Raw genomic sequence first — 26,240 nt, 5'->3', positions numbered from 1 at the left:
GAGAAGCGGCTGCAAAGGTAAAAACTTTTTGAGCTATTCTCCAAATGTTTTTTAGGTTTTTTTGAAGAAAAGATTTAAGACTTAAGACCTAAGATGTAAGACTTAATTTCATTCTCTAAAACCCTCTCAATACCCCGCCGTATCTTACAACCCTTGTTGATTTTGCGGCTGCAAAGATAAAGGTTTTTATTCGTAATATCCAAAACTATTTTTGAAAAAATTTTAGCCTTTTTTTGAGTCAGGAAAGCTAAGATATCACCTCTTATCTGCCTTGTCAAGACTATGCCCTTTTTACCTCTCAATATGTTATTGACATATGCCTGTAAGCCCTATCAATCCTGCTTTTCGTGACAACCGTTGTTCTCAAAAGCGGGTGCAAAATAACACAGGATTTCTTTATTATCCAAATGGAAATTCGAGAAAAAAGATAAACCCGTTGAACTTTGATTGCTTAGAGGTTGAATGGGTGGGTGTTGAAAGAAAATAAAATTTATAAGAAAGCTCCCGGATGGGGAGCTTTGATATCATTTATGGCTTCTATCTATTATATTCTTGCATCATAAATACGCTCTGCTCCTTCTCCTCCCCATATTTTATTGAAATCACGCGTGTCGAATTGCCAACTTAAGGAGATATAGAACATTTGGGTTTTACCATATCGGGAATAATCGTTCAACGGATTATCGCCTTTTTTAAAGTCATTATTTAAGAAATCATCCAGATAATATTTAAACTTAAGGTTTAAACCGCGGGGAAACTGCACACCAGCAAACACTGAGGGAACAAATCGATTGGTGCGATTACTAAACCATTCAGATGTTTTGTGTTTATCTCCATCTATCCAATACTTATACTTATAATGGAATAGCAATTCATATTCGGCGCCACCAAATACATAAAAGTGATTGCGGAACGAACCCAGCTTAAGTGCAACAGGTAATCCAAGTGTGTAAGAACGGTGCTTTTCCTTTTCAACCCCAAGATCAAGCGCATCATCTTCTGTGATGAACCCAATATTACGAATGGCTAAGCCTGAATACAGGCCTAAGGCATCGGTAAAATCAAGATGCACGTATTGCCCAACGTGGAAAAAAGCTGAAAAACGTGGTATGCTCGATACATTATCCATGGCTCCTCCTCCCAAGGGTGCCTGTTCAACATCAGCCCAGCTAAAGATCATCTCTCCACTGGTAACTGTATAAACTTGTGTTTGCGCATTTATGCTCAATGCTGCAATTAATAATGCAATTGATACTATAAACTTCCTCATTAAACAAGAATTAGGATTATTAAGAATAACACAAATATAACGATAAACACTTAATCATCAAGATCAAAAAAGGGCGCCCATACCGGACACCCTAATATCTTTGATTGGTGTTATGACTAATCTTCAGCAGCTTCCTCGCCTTCTTCTTCAACAGCATTTGGATCAAATAGCTCACTCTCCATCAGCAGATTATACCAGCCAAGTACTTTTTTGATATCAGAAACATACACACGATCCTTATCATACAATGGTAACACCTCTTCGAAATAGTTTTTCAGCTCATTAGAAGAGCTTTTGGGCGAAATGGCCATTCCTCCATTTTCCTTTTCGTATATAGCTTTGAATACATCAAACAGCTTAACATCCTCGTCTTCAGTGTAAATCGAAATATCCTCCAGCGCACTGATACGAGACGTAGCGTATGCCGGCATTTTCTTTCCATCAATCAACGACTCAACAATAATTGAGTTTTTAGCTTGCGACACCAACTTGAAAAGTCCTCTTTGTCCTGAAATCGCTAATATTCCTTTCAACATATGTTTACTTTTTATTTTTCTGCAAAAATAGAATTATACAGGCTTTGACCAAAAGATTTTAACTCTGCGGAAAGAATTATTTGATCCCCCGTTCCTTTTTTATTTGCTCGTAAGCCTCATTAATTTTTTGAAATTTCCTTTCGGCATCCTTGCGTATATCATCGCCCAGATGCGCTACTTTATCAGGGTGAAAACGAACAGCCATCTTCTTATATGCCTTCTTAATGACCTCATTCGATGCACTTTCATCCACTTCCAATACTTTATAGGCAGCTGATGAATCCTTAACATACATCGAGGCAATTGATGTCATATCAGCACTTGATATCCCAAGGCCATAAGCTATTTGCTGCAGATAATTTTTCTCTTCACTCGAAAGATGACCATCTGCCAGAGCGATTCCATATAGTAAGTGCATCAATTGCACTTTTGACGCATAATTGATATTAACACGCGCCTGGTGCACCACTTCATCTACCGGAATATTCTGATTTAGTATATCTCTTAGCATCAACAAGGCCTTACCTGCCTCCTTTTCACCAAAAGTGGCTACCAGGCTTCTCTTTACAAAATCCAGCTCTGAACGTACCACTTTACCATCCGCTTTCATCACAGCAGCCACCAAGACCAACAAAGTTGCCAAAAAACCACTTCTTGCCTGTTGATGAGGAGATTGTTTACTTCCTTTAATAAATGTTGACTGCTCTTCTGACAAATGCCCCAAAACCAAACCCATGATGGCACCAATGGGGCCCAATGTCCACCATCCGATACTGGCACCAAGGAAAGAACCTAATAATCCCATTATAAACTTTTTAAAACATTCAACACCTGAGGAATAACCAAGTTTTGACCATCACAGTCGATCACAAAATCGGCCAGTTTTACCTTTGCTTCATCTGTCCACTGGTTATTCATTCGTTCAATAACTTTTTGCTCTGACAACCCATCACGTCGCATAACTCTTTGCAAACGCACATGCTGCGGAGCTGTTACCAATATTGTTTTATCGAATTTAGTGTAGCTCCCATTTTCAAATAATATAGCCGCCTCCTGAAACACAATATTATGGTCGTTATGCTCATCACACCATTGTTCAAAGTGATTGGCAACAGCAGGATGCACGATGCTATTTAGCTGATTAAGTATTAATTTGTCATTAAATACTACACTTCCAACATACGCTCGATTATAGCCTTCAGCATTGTAGGCCTTCTCTCCTAAAAGCTCAATGATCTGTTCCTTTACTCTCGTATTGTGATTAATTAGCTTCTTGGCCTCAACGTCTGCTTCATAAACCGGGAAGCCTAGTGAAAGGAACAAACGAGCCACTGTTGTTTTTCCGCTTCCAATGCCTCCGGTAATACCTATCTTTATCATTCTTCAGTTTTCCTTTCCAGCAAATACTCCACAAATAGTGGCTGATAACTCATATTCTGAGCATTGCCTGGATAATCACTAACTCTCACTTTAAGGCGACGAGGCGGTTGTTTTAAATCGATACTGGAGAAATCAATTGATACATTAAAATCTCTCGCCAGATAAAGCGGACGACTCAAACCCAAATGATACGAAATATTCACCTCAGAAGGAAATGTCTTAAGTTGCAAACTATCAGGCAGATTCAATGCTTTTATTGGCACCATTACATTGGCTTCAGTAAATGGCTCAACAGGTAGCGTAACCACCACTCTTTTAGCACTCAACTCAAGGTTATCTGACTTTTCAAGTGCTACATTTCGCACAATTGTATCGGCCAGTTTTTCGAACTTCAAAGGCCGCGTTTGAATATATTCAATGGAATCTAACACCTGAGCAGCGCCTGATACTGTAACTGAATCAGGCTGAACAGCTATTGGGCCAGATAACTGGCATTGCTGGGCAAAACTGTAGTCAGCAACCACCTTTACCGGAAGTATTTTCGATTGCTTTTTTAACAACGGTATGAATAAAGTATCAGGCGTAATGCTCACCAGCTCAATACCCACCACCAACTCATCTTCAATAAGTTTAAAATAGTCGTTTGAGTTAATATAAGCACCAGTAACACCATCCAGACTTATACGCCTCAATCCGGATATATCAACCCCTTTGGCTGAAACTTTATGGCGAGTGAGATAATTTAATATCTTAAAACCTCCCCCTTTTATTTTCAGGTTGAGCTCTCGCCTTGCACTACCATTAATTATTTCATCCTCACCTACATTAACAAACTTGATTGGATAGCTCACTTCGGTAGTGTAATTATCTTTTTGCAAAGCATTTAGCACCCAAAAACAGGCTGACAAAAACAGAAAAACCAAGAAAATAAGCGCATTTTTATCATCGCGTACTTCCTTGGTTTTACCGATTATTTGTTGTAAATATTTTGTTAATAGCGCTTTTATGTTTTCCATAGTTTAATGATCAGACTCCCAAAAATAATCAATCTTTATCAGAATACTAAAAACACGCAGCACCCAAATGTTTTACTTATTGGCAGCTACATCTGACATATCCATAACGATGGCTGACTTATCCATCTTCACTTTCACACCATCAGCAATTTCCACTGTTACAAACTGGTCTTTTACCTCAGCCACTTTTCCATAGATACCTCCTGTCGTAATAACCTTATCACCTTTTTTCAGTGCTTCACGATACTTACGTAACTCTTTCTGACGCTTCATCTGTGGACGAATCATAAAAAAGTAGAATACAATAATAATCAACACAAAAGGTGCAAATGACATTAAAGGATTACCTCCTTCGGCCGCCTGTGGAGGCATACTTAAAAAAACATTTAAAAAGCTCATAATTCTTCTATTTCTTATTTTCTATTTAATACTTGCCCAAACCAGTAGCTCATGCTTTTGGATTGAATCATTGGCCATTACTACCACTTGTTTAACCTGTCTTCCGGTCCAACCTTTGGTGTCGAAAATTACTTCAACAAACACTGTATCTTTAGGCTCAATAGGTTCTTTTGGAAACATTGCATCAGTGCAACCACAACCATGCTCTACGTTCTGAATAACAACAGGGTAAGCCCCTTCATTAATTACTGCAAACCTGTGTCCGACAATATCTCCATGTTTTAGCTCGCCGAAATTATAAGTCAGTTCCAAAAATCTCAGCCTACCTTTTCCTTCCAAAGTGGTCGATGATTTTTGCTTTTTACCAACACAACCAAAAACCAGAATAACAAGAAGCAAGAAAGTGCCTGCCTTCATCTCCTATTAATTAGCCTTACCAGGTTTATTAATGACTTTTTCAGCAATAAGATGCTCAGTAATTTTATCTAGAACACCATTGATAAATACACCACTTTTGTTAGTTGAGTAGTATTTGGCTATTTCGATATATTCGTTCAGCGATACATTTATTGGAATATTCTTAAACTCTGTAATCTCAGCAAGAGCTACCTGCATGATGACCAAATCTAAATAGGCAACACGATCAAAATCCCAGTTTTTGGTAAACTTCTTGATTAACTCCATATTATCCTTATGGTTTACCAAGGTTTTACGGCAAAGGCGCTGCACGAAATCACGATCTTCATCATCTTTAAACTCCGGCAGCAGTGCTTCCTTCTCTGCATTCTCCTCACTGAATCCTTTAATAGTCTTCACGACCATAGAAATAACAAATTCCACTTCATCATTCCAATAAACACTCTGCTCTTCAAAAATGGAATACAGACTTTCGAAAGGTGCAATTACCTTCTCCAGAAGTTTGGCAATAAATTTCTTATCAGCATCATAATCACCCGCCTCAGTTGCCATATATTCAGTATACAACTCCGACTCAGTAACGATATTGAAAAGTCCTTTAATGGTTTCGGGATGGTTGACCCAAGGCGTTCCATTCTTGCTATTGTAGGCCAGCAATGACTCATTATTGGCCAGCTGCACCATAAAGGCATTCTCTACAAAACGCAAATTGGGATTCAGATCTTCTTCGGATGGACGTTTCTTTTGTTTGCGCAGTTCAATCCTGTTTTCTGCAAAATTCTTCAGTTCGAGCAACAACAGCAAAAACGCATGGTACATTTCATGAGACTTAGCTATGCTATGAAATAACTCATTTTCGGTTTGTTGTATCGACACTTCACCCTTTTGGTAATGTGCGTAAGCCATCTGCACAACTTTAACTCTTAACAATCTTCTACTTAACATCCTTAAAGAACTTTTTTACTATATAATAAATGCAAAAGTAGCTTTTTTTTTATTTGCATCAAGCGCTTTTAACAAGTCTTCGATATAACTTCATAGACCTTTAATACAACTAACTCAGATAAAGCATAGTTCCATTGAATCTGACCATAAATTTCTGTTTTAGCGGCCAGATTACTTTGGATACTATTTTGGCCTTTGCAATACCTAAAAGTTGCCAAACTAGATTATATTAAATATCTGAACCTCTCCATATTAGCATTAATATTAAAGCGTTAGTCGCTTGTAAGACTTGTTTATTTGTTTAAAAAACATAAAAAAATTGTAAAGATTTTATTGGTTAATAGGGAAATATTTATCATTTTTGAGGCATACAAGCTGTTTCCAAAACAATAAAGAAAACGATGGAAGGATTTGAAAAAAACGATGGATTTGAAAAGAATGATAGAGATGAGATCTTTTCAAAAGCGATAAGAGCAGGAAAAAGAACCTACTTTTTCGATGTAAAAGCTACTCGAAAAAATGATTATTACCTGACAATTACAGAAAGTAAAAAACGTTTTGATCAAGATGGGAAATACCATTTTGAGAAACACAAAATCTTTCTTTACAAAGAAGACTTTGAAAAATTTGTGAACGGACTTGAAGAGACAATTGGTTTCATTAAACAAAATCAACAGGCTAACTCTAATGAAGAGTTAATAGAAGAAGGTGTTGCTACAGCAGAGTACACCAATGTTGAGTTTGAAGACTTGCATGAATAAATTTATAGCGTTATAATTCAAAAAGGTTGCTGATATGGCAACCTTTTTTTTTGCATTTTAAATATCTTAAACTACCCTATTCATACTTGGCCATCTTATCTTCAATTGTTACATAGCCAGTATGGTCCGATTGAATTTTTAAATTACAAAGCAGCTTTTGTGCCCCACTGATAAAACAAGCCTCCTGGACCTTTTCAACCAATGCCATTACATCGTCATAACTTCCTTCAATAACGGTTTCAAAGGGTGTAACCTTGTATTTCAGCCCTGAGTTCTCAATCACCTTAATGGCCGCATCAACAAGGCCATACATATCGTGATTATCAGACATTGGCAAAACTTGCACTGCCACATTAACTGTTTTATTCCTCAATTCCATTTTTATTTATATTCTGATTAGATTGTTGCTGATCGATCAGCTTTTCAATTTCTCCTAATGATAGCTTTTTTACATTAGTAACCAAAAGCGATGGGCTTAAAAAATCACCCAACTCATTACATTGCTTAATAATTTTAGCGAGCATGTTTTTTAAAGCACAATCCAAAGGCACCAATGCCTGAATAGTCATATAATAACCGCAAAACTCCAGCTCCTCAATCTCAGCACTGTGCTTTCTAAAAGCATATTCCACCTCTCCCTTTACCAATTGCTCTTGATATTGTGAGAAAACTTGTTGCTCATTGGCAAAAAGCACGATGAAATAACGCAATTTATTGCCTTTACCACCTAATCCGGTTGAAATAAATAATGGTTTCTCATCGAGCAATGTACTTTGTAAAAGCATTTTACTTTCCTGGTAAGCTAGTATCGACCAATCAACCAAAGCCTTATCTGGGTTGGCCTTATAGGATTCCAGCATTCTGTAGGCCTCCACCTCATTTACAGAAGCTAACCGACACAATAGTAATTTCTTTTCCTCGAGTGAATAATCCGGATCAAACAGCTTTTCCTTTTGCGAAAGCACTTGTTCCTTGTCCAGTTCTTTCTTCTGCTGTTTACTTTCCTTGAAATATTGCAACTGCAACTGAACATCAATTTTCTCCTCAAGTATCGCAATATTTCCAGCATACTTTTCCAACAACTTCTGCATATCTACATCTGTCAAGAGTTTGTCCATACCAACTAAACGCAATTTCAGTTAAAAAGTTATATACAGTCTTGCAATATTTATTTTGCCCACACTGTAAAATCACTACTTTTAGGTATTGTAACATAAGGTCGACAAATATACTTTTGTAGGATCTTATTAATGGGCATAGTCAATCTAAGTTTTCATGAATTTATCTGAGTTAAGCAACGGTAATGAAGGTGTCATTGTTAAAGTAAAAGGCCATGGCGCTTTTCGCAAACGCATTACCGAGATGGGATTTATTAAAGGGAAGAAAGTTACGGTTGTAAAAAACGCACCTCTCAAAGACCCAATTGAATACCAAATACTTGATTATAAAGTTTCTTTACGACGAAGTGAAGCTAAACTCATTGAAGTTGTTACGGTTGAAGAAGCTAAGAACATTGCCGATTTAAGCTATCAGGGTACCATTTCAGAAGATATTCTCAAGCAATCAGCTAATAAGAAACATCGCAACATTAATATCGTATTAGTTGGTAACCCCAATTGCGGCAAAACAACCTTATTTAACTATGCCAGTGGCGCCAAAGAGCACGTTGGTAACTATAGTGGAGTAACAGTTGATGCAAAGGCTGCTACATTCCTGCACAATGGGTATCAATTCAATATTATTGATTTACCGGGCACATATAGCATTTCGGCCTATTCACCCGAAGAAACATTTGTACGCGAATACATCACCAATGAAAATCCGGATATAGTCGTTAATGTGCTTGACAGTTCCAACCTTGAACGTAATTTATACCTCACCACCCAATTGATTGATCTGGATATAAAAGTGGTTGTGGCCCTAAATATGTTCGACGAGATGCAGCGCAGAGGTGATCGGCTAAATTACGACCAGCTAGGTGCTATGCTGGGTATCCCTTTTGTCCCAACGGTTAGCTCTCGAGGAAAAGGCGTCACTGAACTGTTTGATAAGCTCATCGATGTATATGAAGATAGGGATGAAATTGTGCGTCATATCCATGTAAATTATGGAGATCCTATTGAATCAGCTATTGAAGTCCTTGACGGCATGTTTATTAAAGCCGGGGATATTGCCAATCGTATTTCGCCTCGTTATCTGGCGATTAAAGCTCTTGAAAAAGACAAGCAACTGTTTGATTACATGCAGTCAAACAGCCATATTTATTCTGACATATTAAAAGAAACCGAGCACCTGACTGAGAAAATTGAAAAGCAATCGCAGGAAGATTCTGAAACCATATTTACCGATGCCCGTTACGGCTTTGTTGCCGGTGCTCTAAAAGAAACATTTAAGGAAAACCCTCAAACACGAAGACGAAGGACTGATAGCATTGATGCGCTGATTACCCATCGTTTATTTGGCTTCCCCATATTTATTTTCTTTATGTGGCTGATGTTTCAATCTACCTTTAAGCTGGGCGAATACCCGATGACATGGATTGAAACAGGCGTGGCATTTTTGTCTGATTTTGTTAGTAGCGTCATGCCGGATGGCTCACTAAAACACCTGCTCGTAGATGGCGTAATCGGCGGTGTTGGTGGTGTTATTGTATTCCTACCCAACATTCTGATACTCTTCTTTTTTATCTCATTCATGGAGGATACCGGCTATATGGCCCGTGCTGCCTTTATCATGGATAAGCTAATGCACAAAATGGGCTTACATGGCAAATCATTCATACCGCTTGTAATGGGGTTTGGTTGTAATGTACCGGCAGTGATGGCCACACGCACCATTGAAAACAGGAATAACCGATTGCTAACCATGCTTATCAATCCGTTTATGTCATGCAGTGCCCGTTTACCGGTCTACATTCTTATTATTGGGGCTATATTTCCTGAAAATGCAGGCACCATGTTATTCATCATTTATGGCGTTGGCATATTACTGGCAGTATTAATAGCACGTTTATTTAAGCGTTTTATTTTTAAACACGATGAAGTTCCATTCGTCATGGAGCTTCCGCCCTATCGTATTCCTACGCTTAAAAACACCATCAGACACATGTGGCACAAAGGTGCCGAGTACCTCAAAAAAATGGGTGGCATTATCTTAGTGGCATCCATCATCATCTGGTTCTTGAGCTATTACCCGCAAAATGTCGATTACTCAGAAGACTTTGACACTAAGATTGAACAACTTAATACCGAATATGCGAGCTTAATAGCTAAAAGTTCAGATGAATTAGCACAGCAGTATGAAGAAGAACTAACAACTAAAACCGATTCTATTGAGCTGATTAAAAAGGGTGAACACCAAAGCAACACCTACATTGGACGACTAGGTAAATCCATCGAACCGGTTATTCAACCATTGGGTTTTGACTGGAAAATGGGCGTTAGTCTTATTACGGGTATTGCAGCTAAAGAAATAGTTATTAGCACGATGGCGGTTATTTATCACAGCGATGAGGATACCGAAGATTCGAAACAATTAATTACGCAGATAAGGGAAGAAACACATCCGGATGGCCGGCCCGTTTTCAATAAGGTTACCGCCTTTGGCTTTATGGTGTTTATACTCATCTACTTTCCTTGTGTAGCGGTAGTGGCAGCCATTCGAAAAGAATCCGGCTCGTGGAAATGGGCCTTATTTACCATCTTTTATACCACTGGCTTAGCCTGGGTTTTAGCCTTTGCAGTGAACCAGGTAGGTCATCTATTGTTATAATATTATGATACAGGATATAGTAACCTATTTGATTGTGGCCTGGGCCTTTTACCAGGTACTAAGTTTTTTTTACCGCCTGATTAAACCGGCTAAAGGAAAAACAGCCTGCGATGCCGGTTCATGTGCCTGCAGTGCAAAAAATGAACTCTTCACCGCTATAAAAAAAGGTAAATATCCTACACTTATCGAATAGACTGAATCATTTTGGCAATAACATAGCAATGAGATAAAAAAAAGCCGGATTTTTCATCCGGCTTTTGCTTTATTATGCTTCTGGTATATTTTTCAGAACATCAATCAAGTGCTTCCAGAATTTATCCACTGTCTCAATGTCAATTCGTTCATCTGGCGAATGAGCCCCCCTAATGGTCGGACCAAATGAAATCATATCCATACCCGGATATTTCTCAAGGAAGAGTCCACACTCCAATCCCGCATGAATAGCTCGCACAACAGGTTCATTACCAAATAAGCGCTCATAGGATTCTTTAGTTATCTTCAGAATTTCCGAATCAGTATTTGGTGCCCATCCCGGATAGCCATCAGTGTGAAAAGCTTCCGCACCGGCCAGCGTAAATACAGCATCAACCATGTTGGCTATATCCTCCTTTGAGCTTTCCACGGAGCTTCGCTGACTGGTAGTAACCAACACATGATCATCTTGCATCTTAACAGAGGCCAGGTTGGTTGATGTTTCCACCAGGCCTTCAATGTCACGACTCATTTCAATAACACCGTGTGGACAAGCATACAATGCATTCAGCAGGTTGTTTTGGGTGTTATTATCCATCACAAATGCTGGTACATCCACCGACTCTAGTTTCATTCTCAGACCAGGCTCAGTTACTTTCAGCTCCATCTGCACATCGTGAAACAACAGGTTAAATGCTACACGTACCTGCTCTTTATAAGCATTGGGCACAACGGCAATAGCATGAGCCTCACGGGCAATGGCATTTCGCAGGTTACCACCATCAAATGAAGCCAGACGCAAATCATATTTACGACTTGTCTCCCACAAGAAACGGTTTAATATTTTATTGGCATTACCCAGTCCTTTATTAATATCATCGCCTGAGTGGCCTCCTCTAAGGCCAGAAACAGATACTTTAAAAGCAAAGCCTTTATCGGGAGCAGCTTCTTTTTGATATGGAAACTTTGCCAGGGTATCTACACCTCCGGCACAACCTATAAAGAGTTCACCGTCATCTTCCGAATCAAGATTTAATAATATGCTCGAATTAAAAAATCCTTCCTTCAGACCAAATGCACCAGATAAACCGGTTTCTTCGTCAACAGTGAACAAGCACTCAATGGGGCCGTGCTCAATATCATTGGCAATGAGCAAGGCCATTTGAGCAGCCATTCCAATACCGTCATCAGCACCTAAGGTGGTGCCATCGGCTTTCACCCAGTCACCATCAATAACAGGCGTAATCGGATCATTATCAAAATCATGCTTTTTATCACTATTCTTTTCGCACACCATATCAATATGCGACTGCAGTACAACAGACTTCAGGTTTTCTTTACCAGGCGTAGCCGGCTTTGAAATTAATACATTACCAATTTCATCTTTCTTAGCCTCCAACCCGTTCTCTTCAGCAAACTTCAGAAGAAATTCAATAATCTTTTCTTCTTTTTTGGAAGGACGCGGCACCTGACAAATCGCCTCAAACTGTGTCCAGACTTCCTGAGGATGTAATCCTGATAATTTATTCATTCTTCTATATTCTGTTAGAATTATTATTGTGTGTTATTATTACTCATCAAACAAAGCCAGCAACTTTTGTATTTCTTCTTTTTTGGCTTCTTCACCATTGCTGTCATATCCAAAACTGAGGTTGTTAAACATCCGTTTGATGATGGTTACATTATCGCAAGGTAAAAAGAATTCTTCCTTTGGCTGAAGTTTTTGCTGTTTCACAAAGTACTCAATCTCCTTGCGACCAAGCACTGCTCCTTTATTAATCGGATTAATGTAAAACAATACAGCCGCTTCATCTGCCAGTTGATCATTGTCATTAATGGCTGTTTCATCAATAAATGCCAAAATAAAGTTTTTGGGCAGATTAACGCCATATACAGGCATTCCCAGCTCACGACAAAGGATTGAATAAATAACAGATACTGACAAAGGATTGCCTTTATGGGTATTCAGCACTTCGCATATATAATTGTTTTCGGGTGCCAGGTACCTGCTTGTGTTGCGCGAGAATTTATGGATGTCGAACAAAACATGATTGACAATGCGAATTTTCTCCAAGGAAGTCAGGTGTTCATTCATTTCCAGCCAAATATCCTTTCGCAACTCTGACAGCTGCTCCTTAAGGCGGATAATACTCACTTCGGGATATTGATATTTACATACCAGAAAGGCGCCGTATAGCAAATCTTTATTAGGTGATGCTAACCAGTTTTTCAGCTCTGTGTGAATATCATTGAGTTGAATGGTATGGATGATGTTTTCCACACGCGACTGAAACAAGCCATCCAAAGACGCTTCCCATGCCTTCTCAAGCTCTGGTACAATTTCCACCGGTTCCTTGAGCAGAGCATGCTCCACCGATGAGAACACTTCATCATTCGGATCATCCAGCAGCGCTATTAATGCTTTTATCTTATCCCTATCCATAGGCCTGCTATTGCGTTAAACCTTTTACTACATGCTCAATCAGCTGCTTCATTACTGGTTTATAATCTTTAGTGGCTGTGCCGGCCAGACGATTGGCAATGATCACACATACTGTAGCTGCCTGATGGCCCAAAAGTGCCGACAAGCCATAGATGGCCGAACACTCCATCTCATAGTTCGTAACGCGGTAATCCTGGTAGTTAAAACCTGTTATTTTAGCATTGATATACTTATCTGCAATGTCCAACCTCAGCTCACGCCCTTGTGGTCCGTAAAAACCAGGTGCCGATATAGTGACGCCCCGCACTACTTTGCCTCCGTCAAGCTTATGGAGTAGTGATGGAGCAGCATCAACCACATATGGAGCTGTTAGCAGAGGGTTCCAGTTCAGCTCATCGGTAAATGCTTTCTCAAATGCCAGATCGCTTATCTCGTTGCGACGCGCATAGAAATTAATTAATCCATCAAATCCGATGGCTTTTTCACTTAACAACCAACTATCTACTGGCAAATCTTTCTGCAAGGCACCTGATGTACCAATGCGCACAAAATTAAGCTGCGTATGTTCAGGTTTAACCGTTCTTGTTTCAAAATCAATATTAACCAGTGCGTCCAACTCATTAACAACTATATCAATATTATCAGTTCCTATTCCGGTTGCCACAACGGTAAGCCGCTTACCATTATATGTTCCTGTACAGGATACAAATTCCCGGTTGGCTTTTCTAAGTTCTATTGAATCAAACAATGAACTGATTAATTCAACCCTGCCCGGATCTCCCACTAATATTATATCTCGGCCAATATCCTCCGGTTTAAGGTGTAAATGAAAAATACTTCCGTCCGGATTTATAATTAGCTCTGAAGCTTCGATTTTCTTTTGCATGTAATTTTCAATTTCCAGTCAAATTAGTGATTTTTTATTGTATAAAGCATCCCAATCGGGCAATTTTGCACCAACAGGAGAAAAATCAGCTTTAAGCTGGCTGGGCAGACTTGTCTTGTCACCTTCAGGCAAATGCCAGGGCAAAGGTCAGTAAACATTGAGATTGCCTTAAGTTTATTGCATAAAAATATGTAAATTCGCAGTCCACATTTTTAAATTAGTTAAGCATGTTACAACGAATTCAAACAGTATATTTATTGCTAAGCGGCCTGCTGATGACCAGCTTGTTCTTTCTGCCATTTGCTCAGATTGAGGCTGAATCAGGCGAAGTGTATAACTTCATGTACAGAGGACTGACTAACGCTGATGGAGAAACAGTTATTCCTACTCTGGCACTGGCTATTCTGCTAACAGCTGCCACTATTGTAGCCTTTATAACCATTTTTTTATTTAAGAAACGGGTGCTTCAAATACGATTGTGCGGATTAAATCTAGCCTTACTGCTTGGCTCAACAGGAATGATATACTACCTGGGAACACAGCTGATTGATGAAATAACGGGCGTGATGAGTTATAAGATAATGACTGCCTTTCCGCTTGTGGCCTTAATCCTGACATTTTTAGCTTTAAGAGCCATTGGTAAAGATATAGCACTGCTCAAATCGATGGATCGCATCAGATAAACCAGCTATAAAATATCATGAGGCCCTGCACAATCTAGTTGCGGGGCTTTTTATTATATACCAGAAACTGCCGCGTCGCCATTCCGGTCCACCTCCCTATGCCGCCTTTAATATTTGTGTGCGTTTTTTGATCAACAAACGTAAAGGGACTGCTTTGACTTAAATGGTCGATGTAGATCCCATTTAAAACCTCGTAGGCTTCCTTATCAAGCTGTGAAATTTTCACCGAAACAGTGTCCGTAATGGCAAACTCATCAGCCATAATATTTCGGTCAGAATTGATATTATAGATATTTAAAGGATCAGGTTGATCGCTCCTTTTCACCTGAAAAGTATGCATCTGCCCATTAAAAAAACGGTCATTTTTCAAGGGATTGTCAGAAGGATGAAAACGGGTATCATAATGCCAGGTAAATATCTGCGAATAGTAGTAGTTTTCATTCAAAGCATCATCATTCACAGTTGCAAATATGACCATTGAGGTATCTGAAACAGGCTCAGTAACCACCTCCCTAACATCTGGTAATGTGGGAATTGAAGTAGCCGCCTCTACTATTTTATCGCGATAAACCACCTCAAGCGTATAGGTTTCGCCCACTTCCCCCTTTATAGCAATTGATTTGTACACAAAAGGAGGAAAAAACTCCTTTTGGCGGGTTAAAGTAAGCACCTCAGATTCTCCTTTACCGGTAGTGATGGTCACTTTTGCGTAGTTGAGAAAGGTATTGCGAATAGATGCAGAATCATAGTCGGTAAGAAATGGTGAACTCATCGTCAAAAGCACATTGGCAGTTCTACCATTTTCTATCCAGCCATCCACTACAATCTTTGGTTCATAGTTAACTTGTTCCAGTTCTATATCTTTAGAACAGGCCAATAATAGTGTTAGTATAAGTATTACAGCAATGCGCATACACTAAAATTTAAATCGCCAGCTGATGGATGGCATAATTGGAAACAATGAAACCTGTCTGGCTTTTATACTTAAGGCATAATCCTGCTGCCCCTCTTCTACCTGATAATAGATATAATAGGGATTGCTACGACCATACAGATTGATAATTGAAAAGTTAAGGACTGACTCATTAAATAAATTGGATGGCAAGTGGTAGTTTAAGGAAACATCCATGCGGTGGTAGGCCGGCATACGGTAATTATTGACGCCACTATAATCACTGGCGATCTCGCCCATCAGCCAGTAGCGGCCTGTTGGCAAGGTAGCTTTATTGCCAGTCGCGAAAATAAACACGGCTCCTAAATCAACTCGTTTGTTGAGCTTATACAATGCCTGTAAATTAAGATCATGGCGGCGATCATATTTGGCATCGTGCCATCTGCCACTATTTATGTCATCAAACTGTTGTTGTACCCAACCAAGTGTATAGCTAAGAGTATAGCTTAGCTTCTCATCCGAATTACTAAGGTAAAATTCACTTCCATAGGCTAATCCCCGGCCCCGATAGAAGTTATCCTCAAAACGCTCTGTTTCTGACTGATTCTGATTTAACTTCACCAATAGCTGGTTATGCATATACTTACCATACAATTCTATTCCCCATTGCAGTTTCTTGTCTGCATATGACTTAAAATACCCGGCTGTCAGCTGATGACTGGCCTCCAATGGCAAGGCCTCCGATGCAGGCATCCAGATATCAGACGGTAAAGGTATGGAAGCGACTGAAGCGAGGTGAATATCCTGCGTTGTATAAGCATATGACCATTTATACGAGGCATGCCGCGAACGATTATAATTCAGTGTAAGAATAATATTAGGAGCCATTTGCACCCCATTATCGTTTCTCGTTGTCTGTCCATCTCTGCCCGAATACATTAGCTTGTAGGCATTAAAACCTAGTCCGGCATACAACGACCAAGTGTCACTGAAGGTATAGTAATCGCTAATATATGGCCTGATGGCAAGACTTTTATACTCATCAATGACGGCATCGGCACTGCTAATATTGCTTACTTCGAGCTGCTGCGGAATGATATTGTATAAGGTAACATCACTTCCCCAGCGTAAAAAGTGCTTATCAGCCACCATACTAAAGCCACTTTGTAGCTTTACCTGACTATAGTCTGTATCAAACTGCATGGTACCATCAGGGATAGAAGCACCGAAATTGGAAAAGTAAGAAGAGTAAGAGATGGTATGTTCCATCATAAAACCTGGCTGAATTGTGTGTTTCCATTGCATGGCCGTTCCACAGTTACCCCATTTCGAATGAGATTCCAGTTGATGCTTAGGATTATCCATCTGAAAATTATCCTGCCCAAAGTACCATGTCAGCTGCACTCGATTGCGACCCGATTGATAACTTACCTTACCATTCCAGTCATAAAAAGTATAGGTATTCTGATCAAAATAGTTTACTTCATCACTAAAAAAAGGTCGAGCCATGTAGCCTAATACCTCCAGGTAGCTTCGCCTGATACCTGTTGAAAAATACCATTTATTGTTGGATGACTGACCATTGTATGTAAGATTGGTCATGATGTTGCCAATATTACCAGCCCAATTACTACTGCCTTTTTTCTGATGATAGGTATCGACAATAATCGATGAAGCCAGCCGTGATGAAAGGTGAATAGGCGCATTGCCCTTATAAAAATCTACGTGTTCGGTGAGTAAAGGATTGAAGACTGAATAAATACCCATCAAATGTGTCGGGTTCATCAGCTCAATACCATCAAACAGCACGTAATTCTGACCTGGCGATCCGCCACGAACATAAATCCCAGAATTACCTTCACTAACTGACTGCATGCCAGGTAGCAATTGCAGGCCTCTTAGTACATCAGGACTTCCCATAAAAGCCGGAAGCTGCAAGATATCCTCCTTCTTCAGGCTGAGTTTACCAGGTATATAGTTACTCACAATAGCATTTTGCTGGCCTTTTATTTGCACCTCTTTGGTGCTATAGGTTTTATAAGTCAGGTATATTTCCAACTCCTTATTCCTATCCTTGTACACCACTAATCTCTGGCGTTCAAAGGCCGTATGTCCAATTAGGAAAATAATACTGTCTCCTGCTAATCCACAAAGTTCAAAACGCCCATCACCATCTGACACTGTGCCTTTTTTTCCATCAAGGGTGGTAATATGCACTGATGGAACAGGTATACCAGCTTCATCAACCACAGCGCCTTTGATGCACCAACCTGTGTGTTGTGCATCAACTGAAATTGCAACCAGAAGAAGAAAGAATAAGAGTAGGTGTTTCACCTTAGCTTTATTTATAAAAGAATTGGAGGCCATTATAGGACCTCCAATTACTATGCTAAATCATTGAACATTTACTGAACAGGTGCACCATAGCTGGCCTCCAGGGCCGCTACAAGGTTCTCTATTTCGGTAATCAATCCTGAAAATCCACTATTAACAAACTCATCAACAGTTACTTTAGAACCGTCACCAAACACCATATTTAAGGCAGGCTCGTTATAAGTTCCTCCGTAATAATCTTCAACTTCCTTCAGGTAAAATTCTCCTTTGGCAATAATCTCTTTTGTATCGGCATAGCGCACATACAAAATGGCATATTCATTGATTAATTTAACCAAAAGGTTCTCCATGTCGTCTTCAGTCGGATTTTGAGGAAGATTGCCGACTTCATCAATGTAAGCATCAATAAAACCTTTCACATCAAAAATACCTTCTAACTTTATGTTGCCCAGCTGAAACCAGATGTTTGATTTTTCAATAACCTGCTGAGTGAAGATAGCATCCATCCCACTGCCGTCCTGTGGCATAGTATCGAATATTTCATTGTATGAAAACTCACCATCTATACTGATGCCATTGGCATAAATAACGTCATTTAAATAGTTAAAAGAGGCGCTGGTACCGATGGTTGAACTGGTATTAGTCAACTCACTTTCGAAAGAAAAATCTTCAAGCGTAATGATTTCCTGAATATGCTTTGGTGTGTCATCAGCATGCCATTCAGCAGCTAACGAAAAGCTGGTTAATACAACGTCGTTCAGTTTCACGTGTGCATTCAATGTTAATGGCAATTCTACCACCATTTCTGCATATTCATCCTGGTGAGTGGCATCTTTTGCAGTGAAGTCGTATACACTAATCTCTGCATCCTGACCATTTATCATGAAACGGAAAGTAGCCTCAGTGCTTGAAGTTTCTAACAATTCCCAATCCTGTACTTCGGCATCCCATAAAAAGATACCTGCTTCTTCTGCAAACATTTCAGTTGCACGCGATTGTTCAACCAATGCACCTTTCAGGTTAACAGTTGATTTAACTCCATTTGCCAGAGATACAATCTCATTTAATCCGAACTGAACAGCAAGCGTTGGCTGAGTGCCAACCGCATCCATATTGGTAAAGAATGCATCAATTACATCAAATGTTTTCAGATTTTTAGCAGCATCCAACTTTTGCACTAAAGCAATGCCTTCGTTTTCAATTTCCTTCTTGTGCTGCTCTGGTGACAAATCGCTGAATACCTCTTTGTTTTCATCATCACTACAGGCAGTAAAAGCTACTAATCCAGCAATAAGCATTGCTGATAACCATTTCATTTTTTTCATGTTAATTTGTTTCATTGGTCAGAAAGCAACCTCATGTGTGATTTAAGATTGCCTCTGCCCTCCCTAGGTTAATTATTATTTTTTGTTTGCTCAACTTCAATAAGTCAAAAATGTAATACGCCATATACCCCCATTTGTTACCTGAAATTAGTCACCATTTACATCGGCTACATCTTAATATTCTGATTTCTTAAACATTAATTGAATATTTTTTTTCATGTGTTTATATTTTCTTTCAATTGCCACATGGAACTCGCCAGAAAAATAGCCATCCCCGTGTGCGAGAACATTTTCTCATAGCTCGTTTCATATCCTGATGTAAGTATTACCTGCAACTTACTTAGTCCTTATAAGCAGATATTTTGCAGCCTGTTAATTTTCGATCCAGATAAGAAAGCCTAACTTCGCTTATCCAATTTAAATCAACTATGAAAACAACCAAACACTTGCTTTATGGGGCCATTCTAATTGCTCATATAGCATGTAATAATGAATCAAATAACATTACCATAGCCGAAAAAGCTATCTCCGAAAATTCCATAGCAGAATTTGTAAAAGAAATTGGTAGCGACCAATACCTTGGGCGCAAGCCGTTCAGCAAAGGTGAGGATTTAACGCTCGAATTTCTACAGGAAAGTTTTAAAGCAGTTGGATTAGAACCTGCTAACGGCAACAGTTACCTTCAGGATGTTCCGCTGGTCAAGATTAAAGGCGCAGTTGAAGGAACCATGCTTATTAAGACCTCCAAAGAAAATCGCGAGTGGACAGCATTCGATGATTTTGTGGCCTTCTCCCGACAGATGACTCCCTTTATTGAATTAAACCACTCCGAAATGGTATTTGCGGGCTATGGCATAGTAGCCCCTGAATACAACTGGAATGATTACGAAGGATTAGATGTTAAAGGGAAAACCGTTGTTGTATTGGTCAATGACCCCGGACTGGACTCTGGCCGTGAAGATTTCTTCACTGGTAATGCCATGACCTACTATGGCCGGTGGACCTATAAATATGAAGAAGCGGCCCGCCAGGGAGCTGCCGGTTGTTTAATCATCCATGAGGACAAAGGTGCAGGCTACCCCTGGTCGGTGGTAGTCAACTCAGCCGCTGTTGCCAAAGTTTATCCGGTTGTTGAAAATGATTATGCCGATCGCTGCCAGATAGAAGGATGGATACATGCCAATGCAGCTAATCAACTTTTCGAATCGTTAAACCTGAATCTGGACAGTCTTAAAAATGGAGCAAAACAAAGTGGTTTTATAGGTTTTAAGATGGATGCCAAAGCAGCTGTGCAGCTACATAACAGCTGGCAAAAGGATGTATCGCATAATGTACTGGGAATAATAAAAGGCACCGACCTGGCCGATGAATACCTGTTTTATTCAGCACACTGGGACCATCTGGGCATTGGCAAACCGATGAATGGCGATTCGATATACAATGGCGCAGTTGATAATGGCACTTCAATGGCCTGGATGATGGAAATTGCGAAAGCTTTTAAAGCCATGCCATCGCCACCACGGCGAAGCATTGTGTTTTTTGCCCCTACAGCAGAAGAATCTGGTTTAAATGGCTCGGGTTATTACGCTTACAATCCTATATTTCCAATTAACAAAACGGTGGCCAATATCAATAACGACCTGATGCTGCCCTTTGGCAAATGCAAAGATGTGATGATTACCGGCTATGGCAAGTCGGATTTAGATGATCTGGTTAAAAAGCATGCCACGAAACAAGGCCGATACATTCTGCCGGATCCAAATGCTCACACAGGTATGTATTACCGTTCCGACCATTTTAGTTTCGCACGGGTTGGTATACCCGCTCTTTTTGCACGTGGTAACAACGATCACTGGGAGCATGGACAAAGCTATATGAGCGAAAAAGAGCAGTACTGGATCAATAACTGCTACCATAAGCCTGATGATGAATACGAAGAATGGTGGGATGTTTCAGGCGTGGCTGAAGATGCCCGGCTACTTTTCCGCGTTGGATGGGACATTGCCAATACGGATGACTATCCGCAATGGAAAGCACAAGCAGAATTTAAGGCGATAAGAGATAAGCAATTCCAAGAAAAGAGGCTGTCCGAAAATTAGGAGAGGCATTTTTATACAATTAATCTATAACTTCATCCCGGCCTTCTCCTCAAGGAGAAGGTGACATTATCTAAAAAGGCAACTATCTATAATGGAGGATGATACCTTTTCTAAGTAGTGACTTCCTCTCCTTGAAGGAGAGGATTGAGGAGAGGTATTTTCTTACGAATTATAAGTTTATTATTATGATTTTTTGATTTTCGGACACCCTCGTTAATATCCTTTAGATTAGTGCTTTCTCCATGATAACATACTCTATCCCACCCTTCAAAAAAGTTTGGTCAGTCAACTTCATCCCGAATTTGGCGTAGTAACCAGCTTTATCCATTCGGGCATTACACCATATTTTATCCAGATTCAGACTTCTGGCCACATGTATCACTTCTTCCAATAGCAGTGTTCCATAGCCTTTGCCCTGTAACCTTTGAAGAGTGGCAAACTTTCTAAACTGGGCTTGCTTATCTGTAATAAATAGTGAAATCACCGAAACCATTTCGCCATCAATAAATAAGCCATAATGCTTTCCCTCTTCATCATTAGGCAACCTCACATAATCAACTGGTTTATCAGGCCACATAACCTGATGCCTGATGGCTATGGTTTCATCAGCTGAAATTTCGACAATACGATGATTCATATTCATTGAAGAAGTTTACAATCCTAAAACAGCCTGTTCAGGATCAAAACCGCCAGATAATAGTTTTGCCGGGTTCTCCAGCATTTCCTTCACCTTAACTAAGAAGCCAACTGAATCCTTTCCATCAATGATGCGATGATCGTAAGACAAAGCTAAATACATAATCGGGCGAATCTCCACTTGACCATTCACCGCCACCGGACGCTCCACAATGTTGTGCATACCCATAATGGCCGACTGCGGCGGATTGATAATAGGGGTACTCAGCATCGAACCAAATACACCACCATTGGTCACCGTAAACGTACCACCCGTCATCTCTTCCAAGCCGATTTTTCCTTTTCGCGCCTTCTCAGCCAATTCTTTCAATGCCGATTCAATGCCATCCAAACTCAAAGTCTCCACATTACGAATCACAGGCACCATTAAGCCTTTTGGCGTTTGAACAGCTACCGATACATCATGATATTCAGGCATCACAATCTCGTCGCCATCAATCATGGCATTCACCATGGGGTGATGTTTCAGAGCCAATGATGCCGCCTTGATGAAGAAAGACATAAAACCCAGTTTCACCCCATGCTTATCGATGAATTTGGATTGATATTTCTTACGCAAGTTCATCACCGCCGACATATCCACTTCGTTGAAGGTAGTGAGCATGGCCGTTTCATTTTTAACCGCCACCAAACGCTGACTTAGCTTTTTACGCAGCATCGACATTTTTTGGCGCTCAGCATCCCGACTGGCATTGGCATCAATGAACGAAGAATGGGCTGATGAGGATGAAGTGACAGCTTGTTCCTGCGGCATATTCTTCACCAACTCCACTTCTTTGGTCGATAATCGCTTTAATCCGTTTATCACCTGATCGATATCCAGACCGGCCGCTTCCATCTGCTTTTTAGCCAAAGGCGATGCTTTGGCATTTGGATAATTCGTTGAAGCAGTTTCTTGCTTAGGGGCTTCCTTAGCAACCTCTTTAACTTCCTCTTTAGGAGCATCTGCAGCCTCTGCCTTTGGTGCTGATTTAGCCTCACCTGCAAACTCTGTATCAACCGTACAAGCAACCGCACCAACGGCAATGGATTCACCGGCTTCCACTTCAATCTTTATTTTCCCGGCTTCAGTAGCCAACAACGACAATGTTGCTTTATCCGATTCTATCTCGGCAATTTCCTGATCTTTCTCAACTATATCGCCATCGCTAACCAACCAACTGGCCAGTTCAACTTCAGTAATGGATTCGCCCGGGGTAGGCACTTTTATTTCAATTATCATGTTTCTCAAATTTTAGTCCGAAGTCCGAAGCACAAAGACCGATGTCTAATAAACTACTACTGACCACTGACATGATACTACTGTCTGCTTATTATATCGAAAATCTTGGTTTTTCTTCAAAATACTTGTGCTGCTTAAGTATCTCGGTTCTGGATTTACCTTCCACACATTGTAATCCACAGTACTTAAGTTGTCGTTCACAATGGCAGCCTTTAAATACCTTATTGATGATCTCATTCTGACCAATCAAGTGTAAACCATTCAGTCCGGTAGCCGGACTACCACTGGCAATACGCGCCACTGGTATAATACCCGTTTCTGGCATCTTACTGCGAATGTAATTCCATGCTCCCATGTTCTCCGGCTCTTCTTGTACCCAAAGATGCAACAAGGCATTATTGTACTTTTTCAGGATAGCATCTACCTGCTCCTGCGGGAACGGATGCATCTGTTCCAGACGCACCAATGCCACATCACGGGCATTTAACTCCTCTTTGCGAGCCAGCAAATCGTAGTAAATTTTACCTGTACAAAATACAACGCGCTTTACGTCTGCCACATCCACGTTAGTATCATCAATAACTTCTTTGAATCCGCCTTGTTCAAACTCAGCTAATGACGACACACACTTCGAATGACGTAATAAGCTCTTTGGTGTGAATACTACCAGTGGAACACGAAATTCGCGTTTCAGCTGACGACGCAACACATGGAAAAAGTTAGCGGGCGTGGTACAATTCACCACCTGCATGTTATTGCGGGCCGCCAACGACAGGAAGCGTTCAACACGGGCACTTGAATGCTCCGGTCCCTGCCCTTCAAAGCCATGTGGCAGCAGCAATACCAAACCATTCATCAAGCCCCATTTTTCTTCGGCCGATGAAATGTACTGGTCAATAATCACCTGCGCCACGTTATAAAAATCACCAAACTGCGCTTCCCAAATCGTCAGTCCTTCTGGCTTGGCCAATGAATAGCCATACTCAAAGCCCATCACCCCGTATTCCGACAACAAAGAGTTATATACTCTAAATGGTGCCTGATCGGGCGATATATGCTGCAACGGACGATAGCGCTTATCTGTATCTTCAATGGTTAATGCCGCATGACGGTGAGCAAAAGTACCGCGCTCGGCATCCTGTCCGCTTAAACGCACCGGATGCCCCTCGGTTACCAACGAAGCATAGGCCAGCTGTTCACCCAAAGCCCAATCCAGGCGATCTTCATCCACCATGGTTTTGCGGTCGTTCACAATCTTATGCAGCTTCTTAAAGAAATGCATGTCCTCCGGCAGGTGATTGATACGTTCCAAAAGGTTTATGAGCTGCTCGCGCTTCACCGAGGTATCCGGGGATTTCACAAAATCCTCATCCTCTGAATAGCGGTAATCAGTCCAGTCATCATGCAGGAAACGCTGAATAACCACTTTATCAATTTCCTTCGATGCTGCCAGCTCTTCTTCCAGCAACTGGTTGAAGTTGGCTTCTTCCTTTTTGGCATCTTCTTTAGATACGACTTGCTCTTCTTCCAGTTTCAGCTTATAGATATCCCTCGGATTTTTATGGCGGGCTATCTCTTTGTAAAGAATAGGCTGTGTAAAGCGTGGCTCATCACCCTCGTTATGCCCATATTTACGGTATGACAACAGGTCGATAAATACATCAGAGTTAAAGCGCTGACGATACTCCATAGCCAGCTCAATGGTGTAAACCAAAGCTTCCACATCATCGCCATTCACATGGAAAACCGGTGAGCGGGTTACTTTACCCACATCGGTACAATAGGTGGATGAACGCCCTTCGAGGTAATTGGTGGTAAAACCAACCTGGTTATTGATGACAATATGAATGGTTCCACCAGTTTTATATCCTCTGAGTTGGGCCATCTGAACCACTTCATAAGCTACGCCTTGTCCGGCAATGGCCGCATCGCCATGGATGACAATAGGCACCACTTTATCGTAATCCTTATCGTATTTATGGTCAATTTTCGAACGGGAAATTCCTTCAATAATGGGCGCAACAGTTTCGAGGTGAGATGGGTTCGGCGTGAGATTAACCCTTACCTTTTTGCCATCGGGTGTTTCAATATCACTGCAATACCCCAGGTGATACTTCACATCACCCAGCGATATACCCTCTTCGTACTCATCTCCCACAAACTCTTTGAAAACGTTCTTAAAAGGCTTTTGAAGAATATTGGTGAGCACATTTAAACGGCCACGGTGCGCCATGCCAATCACCACCTCTTCGGCTCCCAGCTCGGCCCCTTTATTAATCAAGGCATGCAAACCAGGAATCAACGCCTCCGAACCTTCAAGTGAGAAACGTTTCTGACCCACAAACTTCTTATGAATAAAGCTCTCAAAGCCAACAGCTGTATTCAAGTGATTAAAAATAAGACGCTTTTTTTCGTGAGAAAAAGAAGGCGTGTTGCGAACGTTTTCCATGCGGCTTTTCATCCAGCCTAATATTTCCGGATGACGTATATAAAGGTATTCCACCGCCACCGACTGACAGTAGGTTTGTTGCAGGTGGCTGATGATATCTTTTAATGGAGCGGCGCCAATGCCTATTTCATTACCGGCCTGAAAAACGGTATCCATATCTTTTTCAGAGAGTTGAAAGTTCTCTACATCAAGTGTTGGATAGTATTTACGTCGTGTACGTACCGGGTTGGTTTTGGTAAACAAATGCCCGCGCTGCCGGTAGCCATGTATCAGGTTCAATACATGAAACTCTTTATCCACCAGGCCTGAACTTGTGGGTTGCTGGTAGTTTTGCAACGCAAAATCAAAGCCTTGAAAGAATTGCTGATACGATTCTTCGACCGAATCGGGGTCTTGTTTATATTGCTGATAAAGCTCGTCGATTGAGCCTATTTCACTGTTACCCAAGAATGAGAATTTATCCATAAAACTATTTTCGTGAGAAAAACATTTTGTATTTCTTTCCTCTTTTAACAAATAATTGA

The 26,240-nt window shown here is 40.5% G+C and carries 24 protein-coding genes; 5 read left to right on the top strand and 19 right to left on the bottom strand.

Annotated elements, in window-relative coordinates; translation table 11 throughout:
* Positions 1-544 precede the first annotated feature (544 nt).
* From KEM09_RS20310 to nusB, 8 genes are all read right to left on the bottom strand, one after another.
* Positions 545-1,270, bottom strand: a complete 726-nt coding sequence (locus tag KEM09_RS20310; RefSeq protein WP_212231383.1) for a hypothetical protein — start codon at positions 1,268-1,270, stop codon at positions 545-547.
* 116 nt (positions 1,271-1,386) lie between these two features.
* Complete coding sequence (locus KEM09_RS20305; RefSeq protein ID WP_212231381.1) at positions 1,387-1,806, bottom strand: DUF5606 family protein; 420 nt, start codon at positions 1,804-1,806, stop codon at positions 1,387-1,389.
* A gap of 76 nt (positions 1,807-1,882) precedes the next feature.
* On the bottom strand, positions 1,883-2,611 hold the full coding sequence (locus KEM09_RS20300; protein WP_212231379.1) for a TerB family tellurite resistance protein: 729 nt from the start codon (positions 2,609-2,611) through the stop codon (positions 1,883-1,885).
* Positions 2,611-3,186: a dephospho-CoA kinase gene (gene coaE, locus KEM09_RS20295; RefSeq protein ID WP_212231377.1), complete on the bottom strand. Its 576-nt coding sequence runs from the start codon at positions 3,184-3,186 to the stop codon at positions 2,611-2,613. Before coaE ends, KEM09_RS20300 begins: the two co-directional genes overlap by 1 nt.
* Positions 3,183-4,202: a CdaR family protein gene (locus tag KEM09_RS20290; RefSeq protein ID WP_212231375.1), complete on the bottom strand. Its 1,020-nt coding sequence runs from the start codon at positions 4,200-4,202 to the stop codon at positions 3,183-3,185. Before KEM09_RS20290 ends, coaE begins: the two co-directional genes overlap by 4 nt.
* Positions 4,203-4,274: 72 nt before the next feature.
* Positions 4,275-4,601, bottom strand: a complete 327-nt coding sequence (gene yajC, locus KEM09_RS20285) for a preprotein translocase subunit YajC (RefSeq protein WP_212193343.1) — start codon at positions 4,599-4,601, stop codon at positions 4,275-4,277.
* 21 nt (positions 4,602-4,622) lie between these two features.
* Positions 4,623-5,018, bottom strand: a complete 396-nt coding sequence (locus KEM09_RS20280; protein ID WP_212231367.1) for a DUF1573 domain-containing protein — start codon at positions 5,016-5,018, stop codon at positions 4,623-4,625.
* 6 nt (positions 5,019-5,024) lie between these two features.
* Complete coding sequence (gene nusB, locus KEM09_RS20275) at positions 5,025-5,924, bottom strand: transcription antitermination factor NusB (RefSeq protein WP_244825127.1); 900 nt, start codon at positions 5,922-5,924, stop codon at positions 5,025-5,027.
* Positions 5,925-6,364: 440 nt separating this feature from the next.
* Here nusB and KEM09_RS20270 point away from each other — a divergent pair, with 440 nt between their 5' ends.
* A complete protein-coding gene (locus KEM09_RS20270) occupies positions 6,365-6,724 on the top strand; it encodes a DUF3276 family protein (protein ID WP_212231363.1) in 360 nt (119 codons plus the stop codon).
* A 76-nt stretch (positions 6,725-6,800) separates the two neighbouring features.
* Here the strand turns inward: KEM09_RS20270 and KEM09_RS20265 are convergent, their stop codons facing one another.
* Positions 6,801-7,076 (bottom strand): thiamine-binding protein, encoded by a 276-nt coding sequence (locus tag KEM09_RS20265; protein ID WP_212231361.1) that lies wholly within the window; start codon positions 7,074-7,076, stop codon positions 6,801-6,803.
* 10 nt (positions 7,077-7,086) lie between these two features.
* Entirely contained in the window at positions 7,087-7,842 is a 756-nt protein-coding gene (locus KEM09_RS20260; RefSeq protein ID WP_212231358.1) for a hypothetical protein, read from the bottom strand.
* Between the two features lie 157 nt (positions 7,843-7,999).
* Between KEM09_RS20260 and feoB the strand changes: the two genes are divergently transcribed.
* Complete coding sequence (gene feoB / locus KEM09_RS20255; RefSeq protein WP_212231356.1) at positions 8,000-10,495, top strand: ferrous iron transport protein B; 2,496 nt, start codon at positions 8,000-8,002, stop codon at positions 10,493-10,495.
* A 4-nt stretch (positions 10,496-10,499) separates the two neighbouring features.
* On the top strand, positions 10,500-10,688 hold the full coding sequence (locus KEM09_RS20250; protein ID WP_212231354.1) for a hypothetical protein: 189 nt from the start codon (positions 10,500-10,502) through the stop codon (positions 10,686-10,688).
* 72 nt (positions 10,689-10,760) lie between these two features.
* On the opposite strand, the gene KEM09_RS20245 is transcribed toward KEM09_RS20250, so the two are convergent.
* Genes KEM09_RS20245 through KEM09_RS20235 form a run of 3 tightly spaced genes read right to left on the bottom strand, consistent with a single transcriptional unit; the run spans position 10,761 to position 14,016 of the window.
* Complete coding sequence (locus KEM09_RS20245; RefSeq protein ID WP_212231352.1) at positions 10,761-12,218, bottom strand: aminoacyl-histidine dipeptidase; 1,458 nt, start codon at positions 12,216-12,218, stop codon at positions 10,761-10,763.
* Positions 12,219-12,257: 39 nt separating this feature from the next.
* On the bottom strand, positions 12,258-13,130 hold the full coding sequence (locus KEM09_RS20240; protein WP_212231350.1) for a transglutaminase-like domain-containing protein: 873 nt from the start codon (positions 13,128-13,130) through the stop codon (positions 12,258-12,260).
* A gap of 7 nt (positions 13,131-13,137) precedes the next feature.
* On the bottom strand, positions 13,138-14,016 hold the full coding sequence (locus tag KEM09_RS20235) for a nucleoside phosphorylase (protein WP_212231348.1): 879 nt from the start codon (positions 14,014-14,016) through the stop codon (positions 13,138-13,140).
* Positions 14,017-14,243: 227 nt separating this feature from the next.
* Between KEM09_RS20235 and KEM09_RS20230 the strand changes: the two genes are divergently transcribed.
* Entirely contained in the window at positions 14,244-14,699 is a 456-nt protein-coding gene (locus tag KEM09_RS20230) for a DUF4293 domain-containing protein (protein WP_212231346.1), read from the top strand.
* Between the two features lie 34 nt (positions 14,700-14,733).
* Here the strand turns inward: KEM09_RS20230 and KEM09_RS20225 are convergent, their stop codons facing one another.
* The 3 genes from KEM09_RS20225 to KEM09_RS20215 all read right to left on the bottom strand — a co-directional run bounded on the left by KEM09_RS20225 (position 14,734) and on the right by KEM09_RS20215 (position 19,250).
* Positions 14,734-15,612: a DUF4249 domain-containing protein gene (locus KEM09_RS20225; protein WP_212231344.1), complete on the bottom strand. Its 879-nt coding sequence runs from the start codon at positions 15,610-15,612 to the stop codon at positions 14,734-14,736.
* A gap of 3 nt (positions 15,613-15,615) precedes the next feature.
* Positions 15,616-17,925, bottom strand: coding sequence for a TonB-dependent receptor (locus tag KEM09_RS20220; protein WP_212231342.1), 2,310 nt, complete (start codon positions 17,923-17,925; stop codon positions 15,616-15,618).
* 71 nt (positions 17,926-17,996) lie between these two features.
* On the bottom strand, positions 17,997-19,250 hold the full coding sequence (locus KEM09_RS20215) for a hypothetical protein (protein ID WP_212231340.1): 1,254 nt from the start codon (positions 19,248-19,250) through the stop codon (positions 17,997-17,999).
* A gap of 428 nt (positions 19,251-19,678) precedes the next feature.
* Between KEM09_RS20215 and KEM09_RS20210 the strand changes: the two genes are divergently transcribed.
* On the top strand, positions 19,679-21,349 hold the full coding sequence (locus KEM09_RS20210; protein ID WP_212231338.1) for a M28 family metallopeptidase: 1,671 nt from the start codon (positions 19,679-19,681) through the stop codon (positions 21,347-21,349).
* 223 nt (positions 21,350-21,572) lie between these two features.
* On the opposite strand, the gene KEM09_RS20205 is transcribed toward KEM09_RS20210, so the two are convergent.
* The 3 genes from KEM09_RS20205 to KEM09_RS20195 all read right to left on the bottom strand — a co-directional run bounded on the left by KEM09_RS20205 (position 21,573) and on the right by KEM09_RS20195 (position 26,181).
* Positions 21,573-21,992, bottom strand: a complete 420-nt coding sequence (locus KEM09_RS20205; protein WP_212231336.1) for a GNAT family N-acetyltransferase — start codon at positions 21,990-21,992, stop codon at positions 21,573-21,575.
* A 9-nt stretch (positions 21,993-22,001) separates the two neighbouring features.
* The gene (odhB, locus tag KEM09_RS20200; protein WP_244825125.1) at positions 22,002-23,267 is read right to left on the bottom strand and encodes a 2-oxoglutarate dehydrogenase complex dihydrolipoyllysine-residue succinyltransferase; all 1,266 of its coding nucleotides are present in this window, start codon (positions 23,265-23,267) and stop codon (positions 22,002-22,004) included.
* 91 nt (positions 23,268-23,358) lie between these two features.
* Entirely contained in the window at positions 23,359-26,181 is a 2,823-nt protein-coding gene (locus tag KEM09_RS20195) for a 2-oxoglutarate dehydrogenase E1 component (RefSeq protein WP_212231334.1), read from the bottom strand.
* Positions 26,182-26,240: the final 59 nt, after the last annotated feature.

This window comes from Carboxylicivirga mesophila (genome assembly GCF_018271975.1).
Classification (GTDB): domain Bacteria; phylum Bacteroidota; class Bacteroidia; order Bacteroidales; family Marinilabiliaceae; genus Carboxylicivirga; species Carboxylicivirga mesophila.
The sequence above is the reverse complement of the archived record's forward strand: the minus strand, read 5'-3'. Positions and strand labels throughout refer to the sequence as shown.